Consider the following 21,764-nt stretch of genomic DNA (forward strand, 5'->3'; position numbering starts at 1 on the left):
GGGCGTGTGTGATTAGCGCAGTGCTTGTTTGGCTTCTTTTATCACGCGAGCATTGCCTTGAGCTTGTCCTGATTGCAAAATAATTTGCCACAGCGCGCGGCGGCGACTACTGTCTTGAGAGACCGTCAGACCACGGCGAGCCATTGCTTCAGCTTTACGAGGTTGGTTTTTCTTAAGGGCTACTTGTCCCAAATAAAAATAGACGGCTGATGACTTGGGCGCGAGTCGCTGCGCGCGCGTAAAGCTGCTTTCAGCGCCATTTAGATTGCCCGCTTTTAATTGCCCTGTACCCACTTGCATAAGATTGCGAAAGGCGGGCAAGTTACTGTTATTGGTCGTGCTTTGCTGACTGCGCTGCTGTGAGTTCTGCCGCGCCCGCTCCAATAGCTCATTATGTGAGGGTATCGATGGCTCAGATATCATGTAATCTTCACGAGAAGGTGTGAGGATTATGGCATCAGGGCTGTCAGGGCTATCAGGCTGAGTGATTATCGGACTTTGCGTAGACGGTGTGTAAACCGGTGTTGCTTCGGTTAATGGGTTGGTTGCCGTGGGCTGCTCAGGCGGCGTATAAGGCTCGATAGGGTATTCATAAGCCTCATCTTCATAGTCATTGCTTTCATAAGGACTGGTTGCATGGGTACTGTTTTTAACAATAGGTGCTTGAGTCGCTGTTGACGGTTGCTTCGTTACAGATGGTAACGTTTGCACAGGAGAGGTTTTCATTACCGTCGGCGCCGTCTGGCAGGCACTTAAACTCAGCATGCCGATAAGGGCGCTGACCGTAACGATACTATTAATAAGCTTTGTCTGTTTTATCTGCGTAGTAGCTTGGGCCGTGATAGCCTGCTTAGCGGCGACAGTTTGCTGTATAAATAATGCCATGTTAAAACCCTTTTTTAAGTTTTAAAAACTCTAGAACCATTCAACGGCGCGGTCGTACCAAGTATCGGCACGATTGCTCGACCCGCCTTCTTGCTCAGCATTATCAGCATTGCCATCGTCATTATCCGTATCAACGGCTTCGCCATTAGGAATATCTAAGCCTTCACGGCGGCGCTGCTGATTGATAGAGCCTTGCTCATTTTGCCATTGTATCTGCTCGCGGGCACGGTCTTGCTGATATAAGCTTAGCGCACAACTACTGGCTTCTTCTGGTAGATGCGCTGACATAACGGGCAAGTAGCGCGCATCGGCACAGCGTTCATTAGACAGCTTGCCTGAGTTGTTCTCAAGCCACAACCATTCAATACCTTCGGGTTCTGGCAGGGCTACAGGTGTGAGTTTTAGACGATTCATATAATCGACCCAAACTGGTAAAGCGCCACTACCACCGCTCAGACCAATCGGTTTATTATCATCACGACCGACCCAAACCACACTAACATAGTTACCACTGTAGCCGGCAAACCAAGCATCACGGTAATCGTTAGTAGTACCTGTTTTACCAGCAAGATTTAAATTGCTGCCAAGCGATTGTATGCGTCTAGCCGTGCCGTTTTTAACCACGTCTTGTAACGCATAATTAATCAAAAAGTTGGTCTCAGGCGGGATACTGCGCTGAGTATTTAACCCCGTACGCTGCAAGATACGCCCACGATCATCAATCACGCTACGAATACTATGGATAGGCGTACGGAAACCACCAGTGGCAAATACTTGGTAGACCCCAAGCATATCCATCGGGCTAAGATTGACCGAGCCTAATAAAGCCGAAGGATAAGGCGGGATTTTCTCTTTAATACCCATACGTTGCAACTGCTTAACAAAGGTAGGAACGCCAAATTCCATGCCTAAACGTACCGCGCTGTGATTGTAAGATTGCGACAAAGCGGTGGTAAATGGCACATAACCATGGTCACGATTGTCATAGTTTCTAGGATTCCACTCAGTACCGTCACTGAGATTGACCGTAATCGGTGAATCATCAACCGAGCTTGCCAAATTATAGCGCCCGCTTTCAAGCGCCGTCATATAGATAATCGGCTTTAATAATGAACCAACTTGGCGTTTGGCGTCGACAGCACGGTTAAAGCCCGTAAATTCACTGCCACTACCGACGACTGCCACCAGCTCGCCCGTTTCAGGGTTGGCACTGACTAAAGCGCCTTGTAAATCCTTGGTTTTGCTACCGCGACGGCGCAGCTCACCAAGTTTTCTCTCGACCGCTTTATCCGCTGCTAACTGGGCAATAGGATCTAAGGTACTGATGATAATCAGACCTTCGTTTTTCAGGTCATCCGAGTAATAAACTTTATTTAATTCGCGCTTAACAATATCTAGAAAATCAGGGAACTGGCTTTTGCCTTCAACGGGTTTATCAACGACACCAAGTGGTTGCTCGATGGCTTTATCATAGTCTTCTTGACTGAGCGAGCCGACCGCCAACATATTGCTTAGTACTGTATTTCGACGTGCTTTTGAATCGTTTGGATGGCGACGCGGATTATAAACACTCGGTCCTTTTGCCATACCGACCAGCAGTGCTTGTTGGTCTAAACGCAGCTCTTTGAGTGGTTTATCAAAGTAAAATTGTGAGGCAAGGCCAAAACCATTGATAGAGCGGTTGCCATTTTGACCCAAGTAAATCTCGTTCAAATAGGTTTGCAGAATCTCATCTTTACTATAATGCAGCTCAAGTAGTACCGCCATCAAAGCTTCATTGGCTTTGCGTTTCATGGTACGGTCGGAATTGAGATAAAAGTTTTTAATCAGCTGCTGGGTGATGGTTGAGCCACCTTGCCTAGAACCACCGGTAAAGTTATTTAATACGGCGCGGGCGATACCACGTATCGATACGCCTTTATGCTCATAAAATCCCCGATCTTCTGTAGCGATTAGGGCGTCAATCAGTGGCTGCGGCACTTGGTCTAGCGACACCACCATACGATCTTCGTTGCTGTCTGGATAAATCCCACCGATATTAACCGGCTCAAGACGAATAATGCCAGTTTTGGCCGGCTGGGTACTTTGTACCGATTCAATCTTATTGCCAGCAATGGTCATTTTGATGACTTGCTCTTTATCGACATCATTGGCGCTATAAGTAAAGCCGCGCGTATGGATAAAGTAAGTATTGCCGGATTTATGGTAGGTACCCGTACGATCATAAGACTTGTTGCTTTGATAATTAAGCAGCTCAAGCCACTTTTTCATCGTGTCTGTATCGACGTTCGCACCTTGATATAGCTCTAGCGGCTGCGAATAAACCTTGGCAGGAATATCCCAGCGTTTACCCTCAAACTTGTGGGTAATGGTGCGATCAAGTTTGACCAAATACAGCGCCAACAGCACCATACCGGCGATAATGACAATTAATAAAATACTACTAAACACCATGCCGCGCTGCTGTGAAGGTAGCGTATTGATAGCAGGCTTAGAGGACTGTGGTTGCTTAGAATTAGATTTTTGCACTGATGACACACCATTCTAGGATAAAAAACTGCCTCATAATGACGCAAATTGACAATTTTTTCAATCTATCATCGTCAACGCGCGCATTCATCGGGCGTTCGTTAGGGATTCATTATATGGGGTTTGGATACATTGAGACGGTGCGACTATATGCGACTAAGGGTTATGCTGCTTAGCGCACCTGCTTATAGTATAATGGTTATCTTAATACTTAATGGTAGATTAATAGGTTTTTACGCAAGCTTTAGACTCTTTTAATAGAGCGTATTGATGCCATATAGTTGCTATTACCTGAAAGCAATAACAAACAAAAGCAATAGGTTGGTAGACGGATTCTGCTGGGATAACTTTTTCTTGCTTGCTTGCTTGCTGTGCCGATGCCGACAGAGGCTTCGAAAAACTTATCCCAGTTTTACTGTATCGTTTTTGAATTGGATAAACTATATAAGCTGTATTAAAAGCACTAGCCAAACCAGCAATTTACCATTTACGTCACTTATATCATTGAAAACAGTGGCATCATACTTTTCCCACCATTTGTTTTATGATGCTTTTTATTAATGCTATCTATGCTGCCAATGCTATTAATGAGCCGTTATCGTTATCGTTCGGGATTTTTTTTATGCCAGTCATGCCAATATCTATGTAAAGTAGCTGTGTTAAAAAACAGCCTTGCTAAGCAGCTCTTTTACATAGGGATTGACTCTAGTTAATCATGACAAGTTTACTAAAGGCCAGTCGGCTATAAGTAAACCTGTCGAAAGGAAATAAGCGCGATTATGTCCAGTGTTCCCTCATCAATGCCATCAAGCAGCAACCGTCATTATCAAGATCACTCAATTACTGAGGGTTTGGTATTGCCGCTTGCTGGTCACTGTTTTCATTGCGGTGATCCTGTGCCACAGCCGCCGTTTCATGCTGAGATATTGGGTCAGTCGCGTGAGATGTGCTGTATGGGCTGTCAGTTGGCCGCGCAAAGTATCGTCGAGGCGGGACTTGAGCAATATTATCTTGACCGCTCAGAGATTAACCGTACGGCAAGTTTGCCCACCCAGCTGACTCGCCTCGAAGCCTATGATCACGACGAGATAAAGTCGCAGTTTGTCTATGCGCAAGATGGCATGTCGGTGGCCGAGCTATCGGTGAATAATCTGCGCTGTGCCGCTTGTACGTGGCTGATTGAGTCGCGTTTAGATGAGTTAGATGGCATCAGTCAATGTCAGGTGAATTTAACCAATCAGCGTATGCGGGTGATTTGGAACGAAGACAAGCTGCCGATTAGTCGTATTTTGGGCGTTATCAATGAGATTGGCTATGAAGCCAAGCCTTATCGGCAAGATACCCACGAGGCTATGCTGGCACGTCATAACAGTCAGATGCTATTGCGTCTTGGTATCGCTGCGCTCGGCTCGATGCAAGCGATGATGTATGCTGTGGCGATTTATTTTGGTGAATATAGCGACATGCTTATTTTCCAACGTGATTTTCTACGTTGGGTATCGTTATTTGTGAGTACGCCGGTATTCTTTTATGCGGGTGTGCCGTTTTTTACTTCAGCATGGTCAGCGATTCGTGCCCGTCAAGTCAATATGGATGTGCCGGTTAGTATCGCCTTAGTGGTGACATTCTTTGCCAGTCTTTACGCTACCGTCACGGGGCAAGGGGAGACGTACTATGATTCGGTCAGTATGTTTATTTTCTTCTTATTGGCTGGGCGTTATATTGAGCATAATGCACGCCTGAAAGCAGCCACCATGGCCAATGACTTGGTGGTGGTCGAGCCTGTCCTAGTACAAAAAATTGCCGAAGATAAAGACGCAGCTGCGCGTATCTTGCAGCTTCTAGAACAAAATGCCCTTGATGAAACCCTTGCTGATAATGACACTGAACAAGTTGCTAATCCAAGTAATAGTTTAGCGGTTAATGACACAAGCGCTGTAGCAAAAACGATGCCCAACTTTATGCAAAGCATGGATACCAATATTCAGCAGTTGACCTTGCGTATCGCCCAAGATTGGCAGCAATCCAATAATACGCCCGCCAGTCTCTCAAAAACGCAGCATACGCCAAATAACAAGCAAAAAGACAAACAGATGGTGACCGCTCATAGCTTGCAAGTGGGTGACATCATCATGGTGGAGGCTGGTTCAGAGATTATCAGCGATGGTATCTTGCTCAGCCCAACCGCTACCGTTTCGCAAAGCTTGCTGACAGGTGAGGGTGATTTAATCATCAAAACCCAAGGCGATTATATCGTTGGCGGTGCACAAAACGACAGTCAGCCGTTTGAGATGTTGGTCACAGCTTTACCAGAAGACAGCCAGATAGGTTTGATTGACAGGCTGATGAACCGTGCCATGAGCGAAAAACCAAAACTTGCCCAGCAAGCAGATAAGCTGGCACGTTGGTTTGTGGCGCGGATTTTAGTATTGTCAGCCTTGGTATTTATCGGTTGGTATATCGTTGACCCAAGCCAAGCGATTTGGGCGACGGTTGCAGTCTTAGTGGCGACCTGTCCTTGTGCGCTGTCCTTAGCGACACCGATTGCGCTGACGGTAGCGACCAATCGATTGGCGAGTTATGGCTTTTTAACCACACGTGGGCATACTTTGCAAACCCTTGCTGAGATCACCCATGTGGCGTTTGATAAGACCGGTACGCTCACTTACGGTAAGCCCAATTTATTAAATATCGAGCTAATAGCTACTAATAATGTGGCAACAGACATAAATGATGCTAGTGACGAAAAGGACAAGCTATTAGCGATTGCCGCCGCGCTTGAAGTCGGTAGTCGCCATCCGATTGCTCATGCGCTGCTCACAGCCGCTTATCAATTGCACCTCCCAGCCACGCAAGCCTTGCAATATTATCCAGCAGGCGGCGTAGAAGCGATGATTGATGGGGTGCTATATCGCATTGGTCATGTGGATTTTGCCTTGAATAAAGCGAATAGCGATAATCATGACTTAGTCATTGATTTGGTTACTCATCGTGCCAGCTCGGCTGTGGTATTGTCTTGTCAGGATAGTCAGTCAAATGCATGGCAAGCGCTGGCCTGTTTTTACTTTAACGATAAGGTGCGTGATAGTGCTAAATCGATGCTTGATACGCTAAAAGAGCTTGGTATTGAACCGGTCATGCTGACAGGTGACCCAAGCCCGCAAGCGCTAATAATGGCTGATGACTTAGGCATGAAAGACGCTTATAACGGTTTATCTCCAACCGATAAAGTCAATCATATTCAAGCGCTGCAAGCAAAAGGCGCGGTTGTATTAATGGTCGGCGATGGTATTAATGATGCGCCAGTATTGGCGGCAGCCGATGTTTCAACCTCAATTGCGGGGGCTGCAGATTTGGCGCAAGTATCGAGTGACAGTATTATCCTAAATGGTCAGATTGAAGCTATTACTGCGGCGAAACGTATCGCTGATAAGACCAAGCGTATTATTAAGCAAAACTTGCGTTGGGCGCTCATTTATAATAGTAGTGTCTTGATACCGGCGGCTTTAGGCTATGTGCCGCCTTGGCTTGCGGCGATTGGTATGTCATTAAGCTCATTATTTGTGGTATTAAATGCCCTGCGCCTAAAGCGTGCTTAATTTAAGCCAGCTTAAACTCATTTAAATAAATTTCTGAAGATTATCCACAAAAAAACCGCCTTTATAAAAGACGGTTTTTTTATTTAAATAACTACTAAACAAGGTTTAGCTTAGTCTTGTAGATAGCTTAGCAGACGCATAAATTCGATATACATCCACACCAGCGTGGCAAGGATACCAATACTAAATAACCATTCGTAGTCTTCAGATACGCCCATCGCCACACCGCGATCAATATTATCAAAGTCTAATAACAGGGTAAAAGAGGCGATAACAATCACGAATAAGCTAAAGCCGATAGCGATAGCGCCACCTTCAAATAAGAAGGGTAAGCTCGAACCGAACGCTAAAGACAGTACCCACTGCGCCACATAGACAAGCATGATAGCAATCAATGCTGAGGTGACGATTGAGCGGAATTTTTCAGTCACTTTAACCAGACCTGAGCGATATAGCCCTAGCATCACAGCTGCGGTGACAAAGGTCGCACACATCGCAGTAACTGGCACGCTTGGGTACATGCGCATAAAGAATAGCGAGATGCCACCTAAAAAGATACCTTCTAATAAAGCATAAGGTACGGCAAAGGTTTTGGCTTTTTGCGGTTTAAAAGTGATAAAAATAGCAAGACCAAAAGCGGCAAACATACTACCAAAAGCCGCCATGGTGATAAAACCTTGTGATAGGCCTGCCATTAACGCATAAAAGAAAAATCCAATACCAGTAATCGCCGATAAGCCAAGCAATAGACTGGTTTTTTGAATCACGCCCTTAACCGTCATCGGCGCGCCGCCAACGGCAAGCTCTGCACGACTGACAATAGGATTGGCCATAAAAATGTCCTTAATAAAATATAAATAACTGAGATGCCAGCTACTTTAGCAAAACCGCTATTATTGTCAACTGTGTTTGCGTGACAGCATACAAGGCTCTCAGCGACTATTACGCCGGTGATTCGCCCATGTATATAGAAATAGGGTGCGATAGTGAGTAGCTAAACAAACACGCCTAAAAGTGGCGTATGATAGAAGATATATGGGGTCAATTACGACAGTTAACAACGATAATTGATAAACATGCTAGTCTAAGCGCTGTTTTCTCGCTATCATTGCCCTGTACTTTACCGTTATGCCGAGTCGTTTTATGGAAAACTCAGCGCAGTCCGCCCGATTGCCGCACTTACATGAATCAGAGCTGTTCCACGCTATCAAAAATCCTGCTTTCAGGCGTATCGGTCTGATGGGCCGCGCGGGAAAACGTAGTGTGACCCAAAGTTTGGTGCAGATTGCCCAAACCATCAATGATATGAATTTGACATTGATTATGGATGTACAAACGGCCAATTTACCGACGTTAAACCTGACTGAGATTGAGCGCGTCAAAATCGTTAAACGCAGTTTAATTGGCGAGATTTGTGACTTGGTCATCGTGGTCGGTGGTGATGGCTCGATATTGCATGCCGCTGAAGCACTGGCACGCTACCGTGTCCCTGTACTGGGGGTCAACCGTGGTCGCCTTGGCTTTTTGGCCGATGTAAAGCCTGATGAAGCCGCTTTTAAATTACGCCAAGTATTGATGGGCGATTATCAGTTAGACCATAGGTTTTTGCTCACCATGGAGATTCGTGAAGGTCGCAAGATTATTCATGAAGATATGGCGCTTAACGATGTGGTATTACATGCGGGTAAATCGGTGCACATGATTGATTTTCAGATGAAAATTGATGGTCATGATGTTTACCGCCAGCATAGTGATGGGCTTATTGTCGCAACGCCAACGGGTTCGACGGCTTATGCACTCTCTGGTGGTGGTCCTATCATTCACCCGAGTATGGATGCGATTTGTTTGGTGCCGATGCACCCGCACACCTTGTCTAGTCGCCCGATTGTGGTGAGTGGGACGAGTGAGATTTGTATTCGTATCCATGAGGACAATCGCACCCAGCCGCAGGTGAGCGCCGATGGCAAGCCCAGCATACCGCTTGATCAAGAGCAACGCCTGTATATTCGCAAGCACCCTGATAAGCTGACCTTGTTACATCCACCTGGGTTTGATTTCTATGAGGCCTGCCGCACCAAGTTGCACTGGAACGTCCATGCCGAAGAGTTCAGTATGGATGTTGATGATGATATTATAGAAGAATAAGCGCATCGATGATAAAAAGTCTGTCTGATAAGGCTTTTTATATAAAATATAGTAGTGGAGAGTAGGTACGATGGACAAACAAACGATATTAGCAAGTGTCACCCCCGAAGTGGTCGATCAATTCCGTTTGGCGATTGAGATAGGTAAGTGGCCAGATGGTCGTAAGCTCACGCCTGAGCAGCGCGAAACTTGTATGCAAGCGGTGATGGTTTGGGAGCATGAGCATCTGCCGCCAGCCGAGCGTACCGGTTATATCCATAAACCTGTAAAAGACGATGGCTCTATTGTGGGCGCTGAATGTGATGTTGAACACGAGCATCATTATCCCAATATGCCCAATCCTAAAGGTGCAGTGCAGCCGGTCAAATTTCGCAATAAATAGACTAACATCGAAATTTTCGGATAAAAAATAATGCACATAAAAAAGCCACGCTATGATGATAGCGTGGCTTTTTTATGTATCAATATGGCATCACTACATAGCTACATCACTATAGCGCGCTGGTATCAACACTTGGACGCGGCGTTAATGGGTTTTTTTCCATCAAAAACCCTTGCCAACCCCAATGTAAGAAATTGCGGATATTGGCATGGTCGGTACCCTTTGGAGTCGCTTGAACCTTGGCATAATGCTCACCGAACAGCTTTAGGGTGTCTAATTGATTTAAGCCATGATGCTTAGCAAAGCCAAAAATCTTGGCGCTGCCTTCGTTTTCGCCAGCAGCATTATGGATCAAGCCATTCACAAAAGGCGCCGGTGCATAGCGATAAAAATCATCAATAAAGCTGATGACATCATTGAATCCAATGGCTTTTTTATTCAAACCATTAAGTAGAGCCGATACATCTGATTGGCGGATACTCATAAATACATGACCTCAGAGCAGATTAGAAAGCAAAAATAGGGTGCTTAATTTATGCCCAATAATTATTGATAGTTAGATAGTAAGCGAACCATTTAGCGATTGAAATAGTCTTCATCATCGAATGAAGGCGCAAAGCTGCCTTGTTCAAGATGTTGCATTTGCGACTGTACCGTACGCTCATGCTGGATACGCTGATAAATCTCTTCACGGTGTACGGCAATATCTTTAGGTGCATTCACACCGATTCGTACTTGATTGCCCTTGACACCTAGGACAGTCACACTGACCTCGTCGCCAATCATTAGCGTTTCGCCCACGCGGCGTGTCAAAATTAACATGCGTCACACTCCTTATGTCGCATCAACAGATTATTACTCATCAGATTGCGTCTCAATTACAGGACATCACCGCAGCACTAAATAAGCAAGGTATTCATCATAAAAACAATGCTTAAGGTGGTGCCAATAGCGGTAATGATAGGTAGATTCATTTAGCCCAAATGAAAGCCCCATTATAGGGGGCATAACAGATACTGTCACGGGTTTTCACAAAACTATTAGGTATATACTTACCTTAGCAATAGTAATAAAAGAAAATAGAGCCTAATAAGACTCTATTTAATTAAAATTTGCTAAAAATAATCAATCGTTATTTGCTTAATAAGTATGTGACCCGCTTTGGTTTTTATTAAAGTGCTGATGCTTACAATGTATAAACGCTAGCCATTAAATATTATAACCCAGCAATTTTGCTGTCACCGTCTTCACGGTCAAGCCCAAAGGCCGTGTGCAATGATTTGACCGCTTTTTCTAAATGCTGCTCTTGGATAAGTACAGACACTTTGATTTCACTGGTCGATATCATTTGGATATTAATATTATTTTCAGCCAAGGTTTGGAACATCAGGCTTGCAACACCAGCATGCGAGCGCATACCAACACCGACCAATGACACTTTAACCACTTCGTTGTTGGCCAATATCTCTTTGGCACCAATCTCATCTTTCACTTCATCTTCTAGCACTTTCATGGTTTTATCCATGTCAGTACGGTTGACGGTAAAGGTGAAGTCAGTCGTGCCGTTGGTCGATAGGTTTTGGACAATCATATCGATTTCGATGTTGGCGCGACCGATAGGGCTTAGGATGGCAGAGGCGATACCAGGGTGATCAGGCACACCGCGCACGACTATTTTTGCTTCGTCGCGATTAAAAGCGATACCTGAGATGATTGCCTGTTCCATGTTGTCTCCTTCGTCTATCGTAATTAGGGTGCCGACATTGTCTTGAAAGTCTTGGTCGAAGCTACCATCGTTGTTTTCATCAAAGCTAGATAATACGCGCAGAGGCACGCCGTATTTGCCAGCGAACTCTACTGAGCGAATCTGTAAAATCTTGGAGCCAAGGCTTGCCATCTCAAGCATTTCTTCAAAGGTAATCTTTTCAAGTTTTTTGGCTTTTGAGGTGACGCGTGGGTCGGTGGTATAAACGCCATCGACATCAGTATAGATTTGGCATTCATCAGCGCCCAAGGCTGCTGCAATGGCAACACCTGTGGTATCAGAGCCGCCGCGACCTAATGTCGTTGCATTGCCTTCTTCATCGATACCTTGGAAGCCTGCGACGATAACGACGTTGCCCGCATCTAGTTGCTCACGGATGTTTTTATCATCGATGCTCTCGATACGCGCTTTATTATGGGCGCTATCGGTTTTAATGGCGACTTGGCGACCGGTGAATGAACGTGCGCCAACCCCCAACTCTTTAATCGCCATCGCAAGTAAAGAGATAGAGACTTGTTCGCCCGTTGAGACCATTTGGTCGTATTCGCGTGGGTCAGGTTGGCTGCTGATTTGGCGTGCTAAATCGATCAAACGGTTGGTTTCGCCGCTCATGGCAGACACCACCACAATCACTTGATGACCGTTGTCATGCCAGCGTTTGACTCGTTTGGCGACATTTTTGATGCGGTCGATACTGCCCATCGAGGTGCCGCCGTATTTTTGTACTATTAACGCCATAAAAATCTACCTATTATTCACCAATGGCCATCTGTTACTTATCGACATCAATCCATCATGGCGCTGTTTACAACGACAGTGCTAGATTCATTTTAATAACGATAAAGCCGAATTATAAAAACTGCGCCCTGTATTTTACTTTCTGATGTTTTACGCTCTGCTGTTTTACTATTTATAGCTAGTGACTAGATATGCTGACCTGCATCTAAGCGTGGTACTTTATACCATATTAGCGGCATAACTTTAAGTGCTAGCAAGCATTAGATGTATGGCGATTGGTTATAACCGTTATAACCAATCGCCTATTATCCTCAGCTTAATACTTAACCAAGCTGCTCTGCAATCCACGCAGGTAGCGCATTGATAACCGCGCTGGTGTTGGCAGCTTTTGGTGCGCCGCCTTGGGCATAGTCAGGCTTACCGCCACCTTTACCACCCAGCTCACCTGCCAAATGACGAATGATATCACCGGCTTTTACTTTAGCGGTAACAGATTTTGCCACACTAGCGGCTAATGCCAATTGCTCATCTTTATCACCAATCAATACAATCACGCTATCAGGAAGTTTTGATTTGATATCGTCCATCAGGGTACGGATGGATTTACCATCAACGCCGCTTAAAGTACTGATAAGCACCGGTGTACCAGCAATGGTTTGCACGTCATCAAGCAAATTAGCGGCTTGGGCGCTGGCGATTTTTTGCTCTAAACGTTCGAGCTGTTTTTCCAAATCGCGCTGCTTATCGGCCATGGTACGCACACGCTGTGCTACTTCAGGACGTTTGACTTTTAGCTGGCTGGCAAGCTCGCTGAGTTGTTGCTCACTTTGCTGAATGTTTTTAATGGCATTCATACCGGTGACCGCTTCAATACGGCGGATGCCAGCAGCAATACCGGATTCGCTGGTGATTTTTAACAGACCAATATCACCGGTACGTTGCACATGCAAGCCGCCGCACAGCTCAATAGAGAAGGGCTGACGCTGACCATCAACGATACTGTCGGTTCCCATGGTCAAGACTCGCACGTCGTTACCATATTTTTCACCAAATAACGCCATCGCACCTTGCTTCATCGCTTCATCGATAGACATGTGCTCGATACGGGCAGGGGTATTGGCTTGGATTTGCTCATTGACAAGGCGTTCGATACGGCTGATTTCAGCAGCGCTAACGGGTTTGTCATAGGAGAAGTCAAAACGTAATACTTCGCTTGAAACCAATGAGCCTTTTTGTGTGACTTCATTACCCAATACTTGTCTTAGCGCGGCATGCAATAGATGCGTGGCCGAGTGGTTTTTGGCACTAGCAGCACGAATGCTTGATAATACTTGCGCATCGGCTGTTTGCTGGGCGTTAATCTCGCCCATGGTAACCACGCCATAATGAATAATAGCTTGCCCAGATTTTTTGGTGTCTTGCACTTCAAAAACACCGGTTGCGCTGCGAATTTCGCCCAGCTCACCAACCTGACCACCACCTTCAGCATAAAACGGTGTACGGTCAAGGACAACAACGCCTTCCATGCCCTCAGCTAAGCTCTCGGCTGGATTGCCATCTTGATAAAGGGCATGAATAATCACACCATCTTCTTCAAGCTGCTCATAACCGATAAAGGTGGTTGGGTTTTCTACTTGGATAACGCTGCTGTAATCGACATCAAATTTGCCGGCATCACGCGCCCGTTCACGCTGTGCTTGCATGTGCTCATCAAACTCCGCTTCATCAATCACAATACCGCGCTCACGGGTGATATCAGCGGTTAAGTCAACGGGGAAGCCGTAAGTATCATATAGCTTAAATGCCGCCTCGCCAGAGAGCGTATCACCATCTTGCAAGCCTTCAAGCTCACTAGCAAGCAAGCGTAAACCTTGTGCTAGGGTTTTAGCAAATTGGGCTTCTTCTTTTTGAATGGCACTTTCGATGACGCTTTGCTTATCTTTTAACTCAGGATAGGCGCTGCCCATCTCAGCGACAAGCGGCGCAACCATTTTATAAAAGAAGTCGCTATCGGCACCAAGCTTATTACCGTGACGTACGGCACGGCGAATAACGCGGCGCAGTACATAACCGCGACCTTCATTACTTGGGGTGACGCCATCAGCAATCAAAAATGCCACGGCACGGATATGATCGGCGATAACTTTTAAGGAAGATTGTTGCTCGTTTTCAATACCTAAAATCTCAGCCGCCGCATCCATTAGATGGACAAATAAATCTATCTCGTAGTTGCCATGCACGCCTTGCATAATGGCACTGATACGCTCAAGACCCATGCCGGTATCGACGCTTGGGGCTGGTAGCGGCAGCATAGTACCGTCTTTTTGGCGGTTAAACTGCATAAAGACACAGTTCCAAATCTCAATATAACGGTCGCCATCTTCTTCAGGCGTACCCGGCAAACCACCTTCGATATCAGCGCCATGGTCATAAAACACTTCGGTACAAGGACCGCATGGACCGGTATCACCCATCGTCCAAAAGTTATCAGAGGCGTAAGGCGCGCCTTTATTATCACCAATACGGATAATACGCTCGCTTGGGATGCCGATGTCTTTATGCCAAATATCAAAGGCTTCATCATCGGTTGCATAAATGGTCACATACAAGCGGTCTTTCTCGATTGCCAACCATTCATCTGAGGTTAAAAACTCCCAAATATAAGCAATACCAGCTTGCTTAAAATAATCGCCAAAAGAGAAATTACCCAGCATCTCAAAAAACGTATGATGGCGCGCCGTATAACCAACATTATCCAAATCGTTGTGTTTACCGCCGGCACGTACGCATTTTTGTGAGCTCACGGCACGCGTATAGTCACGCGGCTCCATGCCCAAAAAGGTTTCTTTAAACTGATTCATGCCGGCATTGGTGAATAGTAATGTCGGGTCATTGTACGGAATCAAGCTCGACGAGGCGACGGGGGTGTGCTGCTTGCTTATGAAAAAATCGATAAAAGCTTGACGAATATCGGCTGAGCGAAATGGCTGGCTCACAGCGGCTCCTTACTGACGGATGTATTGAGTAAAATAAGTAAAATAATTTTGCAAGCGATTTTAGCACAAACGTGCCAAGGGTGTTGAAGATTCATAAGCAAACACCGGGTAAATACGGCTTAAGTTTCGTTATTAAGCAGGCGCTTGCATTGAACATCTGCTCTTATTAAATCGCTATATATTGAATAAATACTTTAGGTTTTATAGAAAGATTGTCGCATTATCGTTATTGCATTAACCGACTAGGGTCAATTAGTCAGTTAAATAAATAGCCGGTTAAATGAATTGCCGGTTAAATAAATCAGTTGGTTAGTATAGTCACATCGGTTTTATCAAGCTTATCTTGAATGAGTGGATGCGACTCAATCACCTGTACAGGCATATAGCGTAGCTGCAAGCGAATCGGTAGATAGTCAGGGAAATTATCGGCCATATCTTGGCTGATAATCGCTTCGATTTGACGGACATCGTAGGAGCTGGGCGTTGTTTCGCCGCGAATCACCGCGCGCACGACTTGATTGGTGTCGCTTTTATCAAACTGCGTATTGGTCAGCACATTGCCTTTATCACTAAAGTAGCTATTAATCGTCTCTTTGACGCTGCTTTCAAACACCTGCTGTTTGGCGTTGGTTTGTAGATTAATGGTCAAATAAGTTCCTAATCCGCCCAATAACAATAATGTCACCGCATTACGCTGCAAAAAAGTCAGATAGGTGTTGGACTTATAATCGTCTTTAACCAAACGGCGAAAGCCCAAAACCCATAATACCAGCGCATTGGTAAATTGAATGGCAAGGATGTTAGTCATAGCCAGCAAGAGTGCGCCAAACCCAAGCTGAAGCTCGCCATTGGCAAATAAAATACCACTGGCAGCAAGGGGCGGCACCAATGCTGTCGCCACCGCGACGCCAACCACTGCCACCGACAGATGCGGAGAAACCATGGCATAAGCACCAGCCGTACCACCAGCAAGGGCAATCATCAAATCCATCGACGTCGGCTGCGTGCGCGATAGTATCTCTGCCGTTAGCGGTTGGTCTTTGTGTAACCAGCCGACGATAAAGCCCACCAATACCACCAAAGAGATGCCTAGAAACACGGTAATAAGTGACTTACGTAGTAGCGGCATACGATGGTCGATAATCGCTAATGCCACCCCAGTGATAGGACCCAACATCATGGCGACCAACATCGCACCAATGACCACCGCAGCTGAGTTGGTCACCAGTCCATAGCTTGCGATAATAGCCGAGAGGATATTCATGATGAAATACATTTTGCTCGGCAGCGCATTGGCCTCAATCCTAACGCGCACTTCTGGATAGTCTACTTTTTTATTACTAAACTGTTCAGCGACAAACTGCTTATAAGATTCAAGTTTGGCTTCCTTTTTTTCTTTTACCTCTTCGCCTTCTTCATTGTCTTCTTCATCGCTCTTATGGTTATCATCGCTAACCTCATCTTCTTCTAAAACATTAGCAGCGGTTTGAGTACTGTTTTGCTTTTTATTAATTGGCGGCTCATTTTTGTTGATGTTTTTCTCATCGTTCATTGCTTGAGGTTTAGTCGTAGGAACAGCCACTTGTTCCTGATTGAGCGCTTCTTTTTCTTCCATGTTTTCTGGGAAGCTTTCTTCATCTGTCAGCTCATGAGCTTGTGCATCGTTTGAATGCTGTTGACTAAAATCCGTTTCATCAGCTTCTACGCTTACTTCTGCATCGGCATCGTCCTGAAAAAAATCTTCCTCGGTGCTTAGAAAATCAGACTCTGTATGATCATTCACGGCTTGAGAGTCTGTGTCAGGAGTTTCTAATGAGGCAACCACCACATCAGGCGCAACGGTTTCCATCTTTATCTTCGCTTCTGGTGCTTGCGCCGCTGCCGACTCTTTAGCAACTTCTTTATCGCTGTTATTGTCGGCATCAACATTTTCAACAGCCGCATCCTGTGCTGCTGGTTCAGCAATGTTGTCATCAATGTCATCATTAATGTTATTGACGACTTTAGATTCAAAATCGTTTTGGGATTTATCGACAGGCAGTGAACTGTTAGTAGGGTCAGTATTAGATGAGGTCATAGAAGCAAGCTTAGCTAATGAGTAAGGATAGAAGAGTGCAAACTAGCAGATGCAAATGCAACTGGCAAAGTGCATGTAAGAGTACAGGAAACCCACTATTGTAATGATAAATGCATCATAGCGTATGAACTTTTTGCGACTCAAGGATGAGAGGTACAGAGAAGTTGAGCAGATAAAAACAGCCAATACACTGCTTTTCTCCTTATTGAAAGTGCATAGCGCAAATCAACAATTATAATATGGCTTTCAATATGAATCACTTGCTATGAATGGGCTGCGGGTCTATAAGAAAACACTTACTTTTTGTGTGGATTTAGTGTATAAAGGTGTTATACCCACACAATAAATGAGGAATATATCATGAACTGGCCACTATTCTCTGTCATCTATTCGATAGCCGCAACCGTTACCATCGGCGTATTTATGATTGGCGCATTGGTCACGGGTTTTAATGAGATTCCGCATATTCAAATAGCGGTAGCAGCAGGTTTTCTGGCGTCTATTCCTGCCGCACTCATCTTTACCAAAAAAGTCGGTAGCATCACTGGTAAAGAAGATGGTTATAAAGCGTAATTTCTTAAAAGCAATCGATTTCAAAAAGCTATCAATAATAAGAATAAATAATGCTTAGTTTTTGACTGTGTATAAAGTAAAAAATAGCCCTTAATAAAGGGGCTGTTTTTTATTAGCTTGTAATTTGTATTAAGATTTTGGGTGGTGTTCTAAAAAGTATGCTGGCATCAGACGTAGCCATAATTGACATAAAAGAACACCAGATCGAATACTTTAAAGTGATTATCAAGCTTTTTTGAGAAGCAACAAGTCTTTCTAACCGCTCGACGTAATCGGTGTCTCAAGCGACAGTTATTACCTTCTATACCTACCGTATGCTGTTTGCCAACTCGCTTATGATCTGGTTTAAAAGCCGTTATAAAGCTATCCCAATTGTCCATACTAATAGAGTCATAGCTGACTTTGAGCTGCTTTAGACGTGCTCTTAGCTTCTTAGCCGTTCTCAAATCACGTTTGCCCCAGACATAAGCGACAATCTCACCCGTATCACGGTCATAAGCATAAATAAGCCAGACTTTACGTTTCTTGCGATACACGTAAGTCCAGAACTCATCAACTTCTAAGCGTTCATAGTAGCTCTGCTTAGGCGCAATCTTATATACGGATGAGCTTATGGTGCTTAGCACTTTACCAATGCTAACTGAGGCTATAATAGCAATGTCTCTAATGCCACAGCCTCTCACTGTCATTAGCCGTATTTTATCTTCTATTCTAGAGTGACAGCCGTTATAAGTTAAGGCATGATCACCAATGAACTGACGCTTGCAGGCTTTGCATTGGTAGTTTTGCTTGCCATAGCTTTTTTTGCCATTTTTCTTTAAACTGGGACTGTGACAGTCGGGGCAGTTGATATCTATTTGTGTCTTCATAACCTCAAATATATCATCTTGCCTCGGCTGTCACTCTCCTTTATTACCTCAGCATACTTTCTGATACACCACCAGATTTTGTATTGTTTTAAACAAAAAAAGACCTTGATTACGCATCAAGGTCTTTTTTATTCATTTGCATTAACTGCTAACTATTTGAGCTCAACGGTTGCGCCATTTTCGATATTGGCATAAACCTCTAGCACATCCCAGTTAGTCAGACGTACACAGCCTGCCGAGGCTTGACGGCTGATGCCTTCAGGCTTTGGTGAGCCATGGATACCATATGAGGGTTTCGATAAGCCCATCCATACAACACCGACAGGGCTGTTTGGGCCTGGTGGTAGCATATGGATTTTTTTATCGGCACCCTTACCAACGGTTGCTTTATACCAAGGCATTTTTACCTTGTTAATGATTTTAAACGAACCTTGCGGTGATGGCGTCGCGTCACTACCAATGGTGGTTGGATAAGTGGCAACCAGCTTATCATCGTTATAAGCGTATAAGGTCTTATCAGCTTTATTGGCAACCACACGGTTGATACGCTGCTTAAGCGGCGCACGGGTATTCAAAACAGTAATAGTTTCGCCCGCTTTATATTGCTTGTTTTTATTCAGCTTATCTAAATAGCGCACATCCATATGGAAGCGCTCACCAAACATCTCTTTAATGTCTTGATAATATAAGCCTTTCATTTTTGACTTGGCTTCTGAGCCTGCAGGCATGTTAGCAAAGTTAGTATTCACATCATCTTCAGTGATGGTATAAGTCACGAGTACCGGCTTATTGGCTGGGATATTTTTATTTAAAGCATCCCACGTTTTTTGGTCCATTTTACCCGTTGCTGGCAAGCCTTTCATGGTTTGAAAGTTAATAAGTGCTTTTTTACTGTTCATGCCCCAGCCGCCATCAATAGCACCAGGAGAGGCGTGGTTCCAATCCAATAGCGCCTGCATTTTGATGGTCATTGCCGAGTTGACTTTCATATTCGGTGTCCATGTGGCACCGTTTACTTGTTTGGCATAATTAGATAAATTCAGTGTGGTATGCTTTTTACCGTCGATATCTTCGATGCTCTTAATCGCAGGGTCATTTGCGCTATCAGCGGTCGATGTAGAAGGGGCAGCAACGGCTTGACCTTCGCTGATATCGTCAGTGCTATCAGACTGCACATCTTTAAGAGACAGTTCTTCCACGGTCATATTATCAGCGCTAACCGCTGCTGAATTGGCTTCAGCTTCTTGCTTTGAGTCAATCAGCTGAGTCATACGGTCAGCTGGCTTGGCTTTATTCGCTTGATTGACAGTTGGCTGCACAGTAGTACGAGCATCAATTGAGCTGCTACGGCTTTCTTGCACATCCAAGCTCACTTTCTTAGCGATGCTAGGCATTGAGTCAGCTTTGCGTACTGGTAAGGTGCGCGTCGTGTCGGCAGGTGCGGCAACAGCGCTGACACTGGCACTAACGATAGCAATTGAGATGGCGGTAATAAGAGGCTTCATTTTCATCATATTGGCATACTTATGGTTATAACTAATGGCGCTATTATGCGCATAATTTGGATGCTTCGCAAACTTTTGACACATCTTTTTTCGTTTAGTGCTTGCTAAACGTCAACTGTTGACGTATTCACTACAGTTGGGAAATAATTTAGTCATGCTGGCTATAGGGTTGCCGTTAATTATTGCTACAATGGCTAATTTTCTACTTTATAGTCAAATATTATCCTAATGCTCAATCTCATTTGCCCAAATACCTAAACTTGCTAAATTTAACTATATTAGTCGGTAAGCAAGTAGATAGGCAGTTTTGCTTTGCCGTAAAAAACCCAGTCAGTACAATACACAGTTATTGGCGCATCATGACGTTTGCGTCTATAATGGGTGACGAGTTTTTATTTAATAAATCAGCTGCTAATTAAAAGCGATTTAACCCATACGCATGTAGTTAGTAAGCATGTAAATCAGTAAGGTGCGATATGTCAGAAGACCAAACCATGAGCGCAGAAGAGTTTCAAAATCAGTACTTTGATGATGAGTCGCAAGGCTTGGATAATGAGCCGGAGTATGATTTAGAGACCGGTATGCTCGGTGAGCACGATGAGTTTGCCAACCTGCATGCAGAGCTTGAAGAGGCGCGTGAGCAGCTGGTCAGTATCCGTGACTTTATTCGTTTTGCTGTCACCCAGCTACGCAATTATGATGTGGTGGTCGCTCAAGGAACGACAGATGAGTTCGCTGAAGCCTCTGCTATTGTGTTGCATTCTTTATCTTTAGATTGGGCTGCCAATGATCAGATTTTGGATTGCCGCCTGACCACATCAGAGAAGCAGCAGGTACTGAGCTTATTAGAAGAGCGCATCGCTGAGCGTAAGCCATTAAGCTATTTGATTAATTTATCGTATTTCTGTGACTTGCCTTTTTATGTCGATGAGCGCGTTCTAATTCCACGCTCGCCTATCGCTGAGCTGATTCGTCAGCAGTTCCATCCGTACTTTGAAGTGAGTGAGCTTGCAAAACCGATAGGCGTTAGTGTCAATAATCAAGCGCCAGCTTTTTATGATCATGGCTTAGAGATTAAACAGCTATCACAGCCCGAGCGTATTTTAGATTTATGCACCGGTTCTGGCTGTATTGCTATTGCACTTGCCACACGTTTTGTCGATGCATTGGTTGATGCTGTCGATATCGATAAAGGGGCGCTGGAAGTCGCGATGGTCAACGTCGATCATCACGACTTAGGTCATCAAGTCAATGTGATTGAATCTGACTTATTTGCTAAGATTCCTGCTGAACATCAATACGAGCTGATTGTCACCAATCCTCCGTATGTCGATGCCGCTATCATGGCAGATTTACCCCCTGAGTTTTTATATGAGCCAGAACATGCGCTCGCAGCCGGTCAAGACGGCCTAGACTTGGTACATCGTATTTTGTTTGAAGCGCCAGATTATTTAAGCCCTGAAGGGTTGCTCGTCTGTGAAGTGGGCGATAGTGAGTGGGCATTAAAACAGGCTTATCCTGAGATTCAGTTTGATTGGTTAAGATTTGCTCACGGCGGTCACGGTATTTTTGCCATGACTTATGATGAGCTTATGACTCATCGTCAATTATTTGGCGCTTATGTGCAGTTATTGGATAGCAATCAATAAAGTAAGTTTGACATTGACACTAAATTAAAAAACAGCAATTAAAAATCGACTT

At 44.8% G+C, this 21,764-nt stretch carries 14 protein-coding genes and 1 pseudogene; 5 read left to right on the top strand and 10 right to left on the bottom strand.

From position 1 onward, the window contains the following. Positions 1–12 precede the first annotated feature (12 nt). Positions 13–885 carry a tetratricopeptide repeat protein gene (locus QJS82_RS03045; protein WP_201620181.1) on the bottom strand — a complete coding sequence of 291 codons (873 nt, stop codon included), beginning with the start codon at positions 883–885 and terminating at the stop codon, positions 13–15. Positions 886–915: 30 nt separating this feature from the next. Then, a complete protein-coding gene (gene mrcB / locus QJS82_RS03050) occupies positions 916–3,414 on the bottom strand; it encodes a penicillin-binding protein 1B (protein WP_281491187.1) in 2,499 nt (832 codons plus the stop codon). Between the two features lie 779 nt (positions 3,415–4,193). Between mrcB and QJS82_RS03055 the strand changes: the two genes are divergently transcribed. Beyond that, entirely contained in the window at positions 4,194–7,013 is a 2,820-nt protein-coding gene (locus QJS82_RS03055) for a heavy metal translocating P-type ATPase (RefSeq protein ID WP_201619440.1), read from the top strand. Positions 7,014–7,123: 110 nt separating this feature from the next. Here the strand turns inward: QJS82_RS03055 and QJS82_RS03060 are convergent, their stop codons facing one another. Continuing rightward, a complete protein-coding gene (locus tag QJS82_RS03060) occupies positions 7,124–7,846 on the bottom strand; it encodes a Bax inhibitor-1/YccA family protein (RefSeq protein ID WP_011280732.1) in 723 nt (240 codons plus the stop codon). A gap of 406 nt (positions 7,847–8,252) precedes the next feature. Between QJS82_RS03060 and QJS82_RS03065 the strand changes: the two genes are divergently transcribed. Continuing rightward, positions 8,253–9,158, top strand: a complete 906-nt coding sequence (locus QJS82_RS03065) for an NAD(+) kinase (RefSeq protein WP_281491658.1) — start codon at positions 8,253–8,255, stop codon at positions 9,156–9,158. Positions 9,159–9,228: 70 nt separating this feature from the next. Further along, positions 9,229–9,540 (top strand): YeaC family protein, encoded by a 312-nt coding sequence (locus QJS82_RS03070; RefSeq protein WP_201619441.1) that lies wholly within the window; start codon positions 9,229–9,231, stop codon positions 9,538–9,540. Between the two features lie 109 nt (positions 9,541–9,649). On the opposite strand, the gene QJS82_RS03075 is transcribed toward QJS82_RS03070, so the two are convergent. The 5 genes and pseudogenes from QJS82_RS03075 to QJS82_RS03095 form a co-directional block, all read right to left on the bottom strand. Then, complete coding sequence (locus tag QJS82_RS03075) at positions 9,650–10,024, bottom strand: HopJ type III effector protein (RefSeq protein WP_201564802.1); 375 nt, start codon at positions 10,022–10,024, stop codon at positions 9,650–9,652. 170 nt (positions 10,025–10,194) lie between these two features. Next, a pseudogene (csrA, locus tag QJS82_RS03080) lies at positions 10,195–10,362 on the bottom strand (carbon storage regulator CsrA); the annotation flags it as partial. Positions 10,363–10,756: 394 nt separating this feature from the next. Further along, positions 10,757–12,043: an aspartate kinase gene (locus tag QJS82_RS03085; RefSeq protein WP_201619442.1), complete on the bottom strand. Its 1,287-nt coding sequence runs from the start codon at positions 12,041–12,043 to the stop codon at positions 10,757–10,759. 323 nt (positions 12,044–12,366) lie between these two features. Beyond that, entirely contained in the window at positions 12,367–15,039 is a 2,673-nt protein-coding gene (alaS, locus tag QJS82_RS03090) for an alanine--tRNA ligase (RefSeq protein WP_281491188.1), read from the bottom strand. 301 nt (positions 15,040–15,340) lie between these two features. Continuing rightward, on the bottom strand, positions 15,341–17,116 hold the full coding sequence (locus QJS82_RS03095) for a DUF389 domain-containing protein (protein ID WP_281491189.1): 1,776 nt from the start codon (positions 17,114–17,116) through the stop codon (positions 15,341–15,343). A 360-nt stretch (positions 17,117–17,476) separates the two neighbouring features. Here QJS82_RS03095 and QJS82_RS03100 point away from each other — a divergent pair, with 360 nt between their 5' ends. Then, complete coding sequence (locus tag QJS82_RS03100; protein WP_201619445.1) at positions 17,477–17,689, top strand: hypothetical protein; 213 nt, start codon at positions 17,477–17,479, stop codon at positions 17,687–17,689. Positions 17,690–17,856: 167 nt separating this feature from the next. On the opposite strand, the gene QJS82_RS03105 is transcribed toward QJS82_RS03100, so the two are convergent. Together QJS82_RS03105 and QJS82_RS03110 are read right to left on the bottom strand one after the other, a co-directional pair. Beyond that, complete coding sequence (locus QJS82_RS03105) at positions 17,857–18,558, bottom strand: IS1 family transposase (protein ID WP_200662116.1); 702 nt, start codon at positions 18,556–18,558, stop codon at positions 17,857–17,859. A gap of 152 nt (positions 18,559–18,710) precedes the next feature. Continuing rightward, positions 18,711–20,147 carry a L,D-transpeptidase family protein gene (locus tag QJS82_RS03110; RefSeq protein ID WP_201625547.1) on the bottom strand — a complete coding sequence of 479 codons (1,437 nt, stop codon included), beginning with the start codon at positions 20,145–20,147 and terminating at the stop codon, positions 18,711–18,713. A gap of 392 nt (positions 20,148–20,539) precedes the next feature. Between QJS82_RS03110 and prmB the strand changes: the two genes are divergently transcribed. Then, positions 20,540–21,712: a 50S ribosomal protein L3 N(5)-glutamine methyltransferase gene (prmB, locus tag QJS82_RS03115; RefSeq protein WP_281491190.1), complete on the top strand. Its 1,173-nt coding sequence runs from the start codon at positions 20,540–20,542 to the stop codon at positions 21,710–21,712. The last annotated feature ends 52 nt before the right edge of the window (positions 21,713–21,764 follow it).

Source organism: Psychrobacter maritimus (assembly GCF_029953575.1).
Taxonomy (GTDB): domain Bacteria; phylum Pseudomonadota; class Gammaproteobacteria; order Pseudomonadales; family Moraxellaceae; genus Psychrobacter; species Psychrobacter maritimus.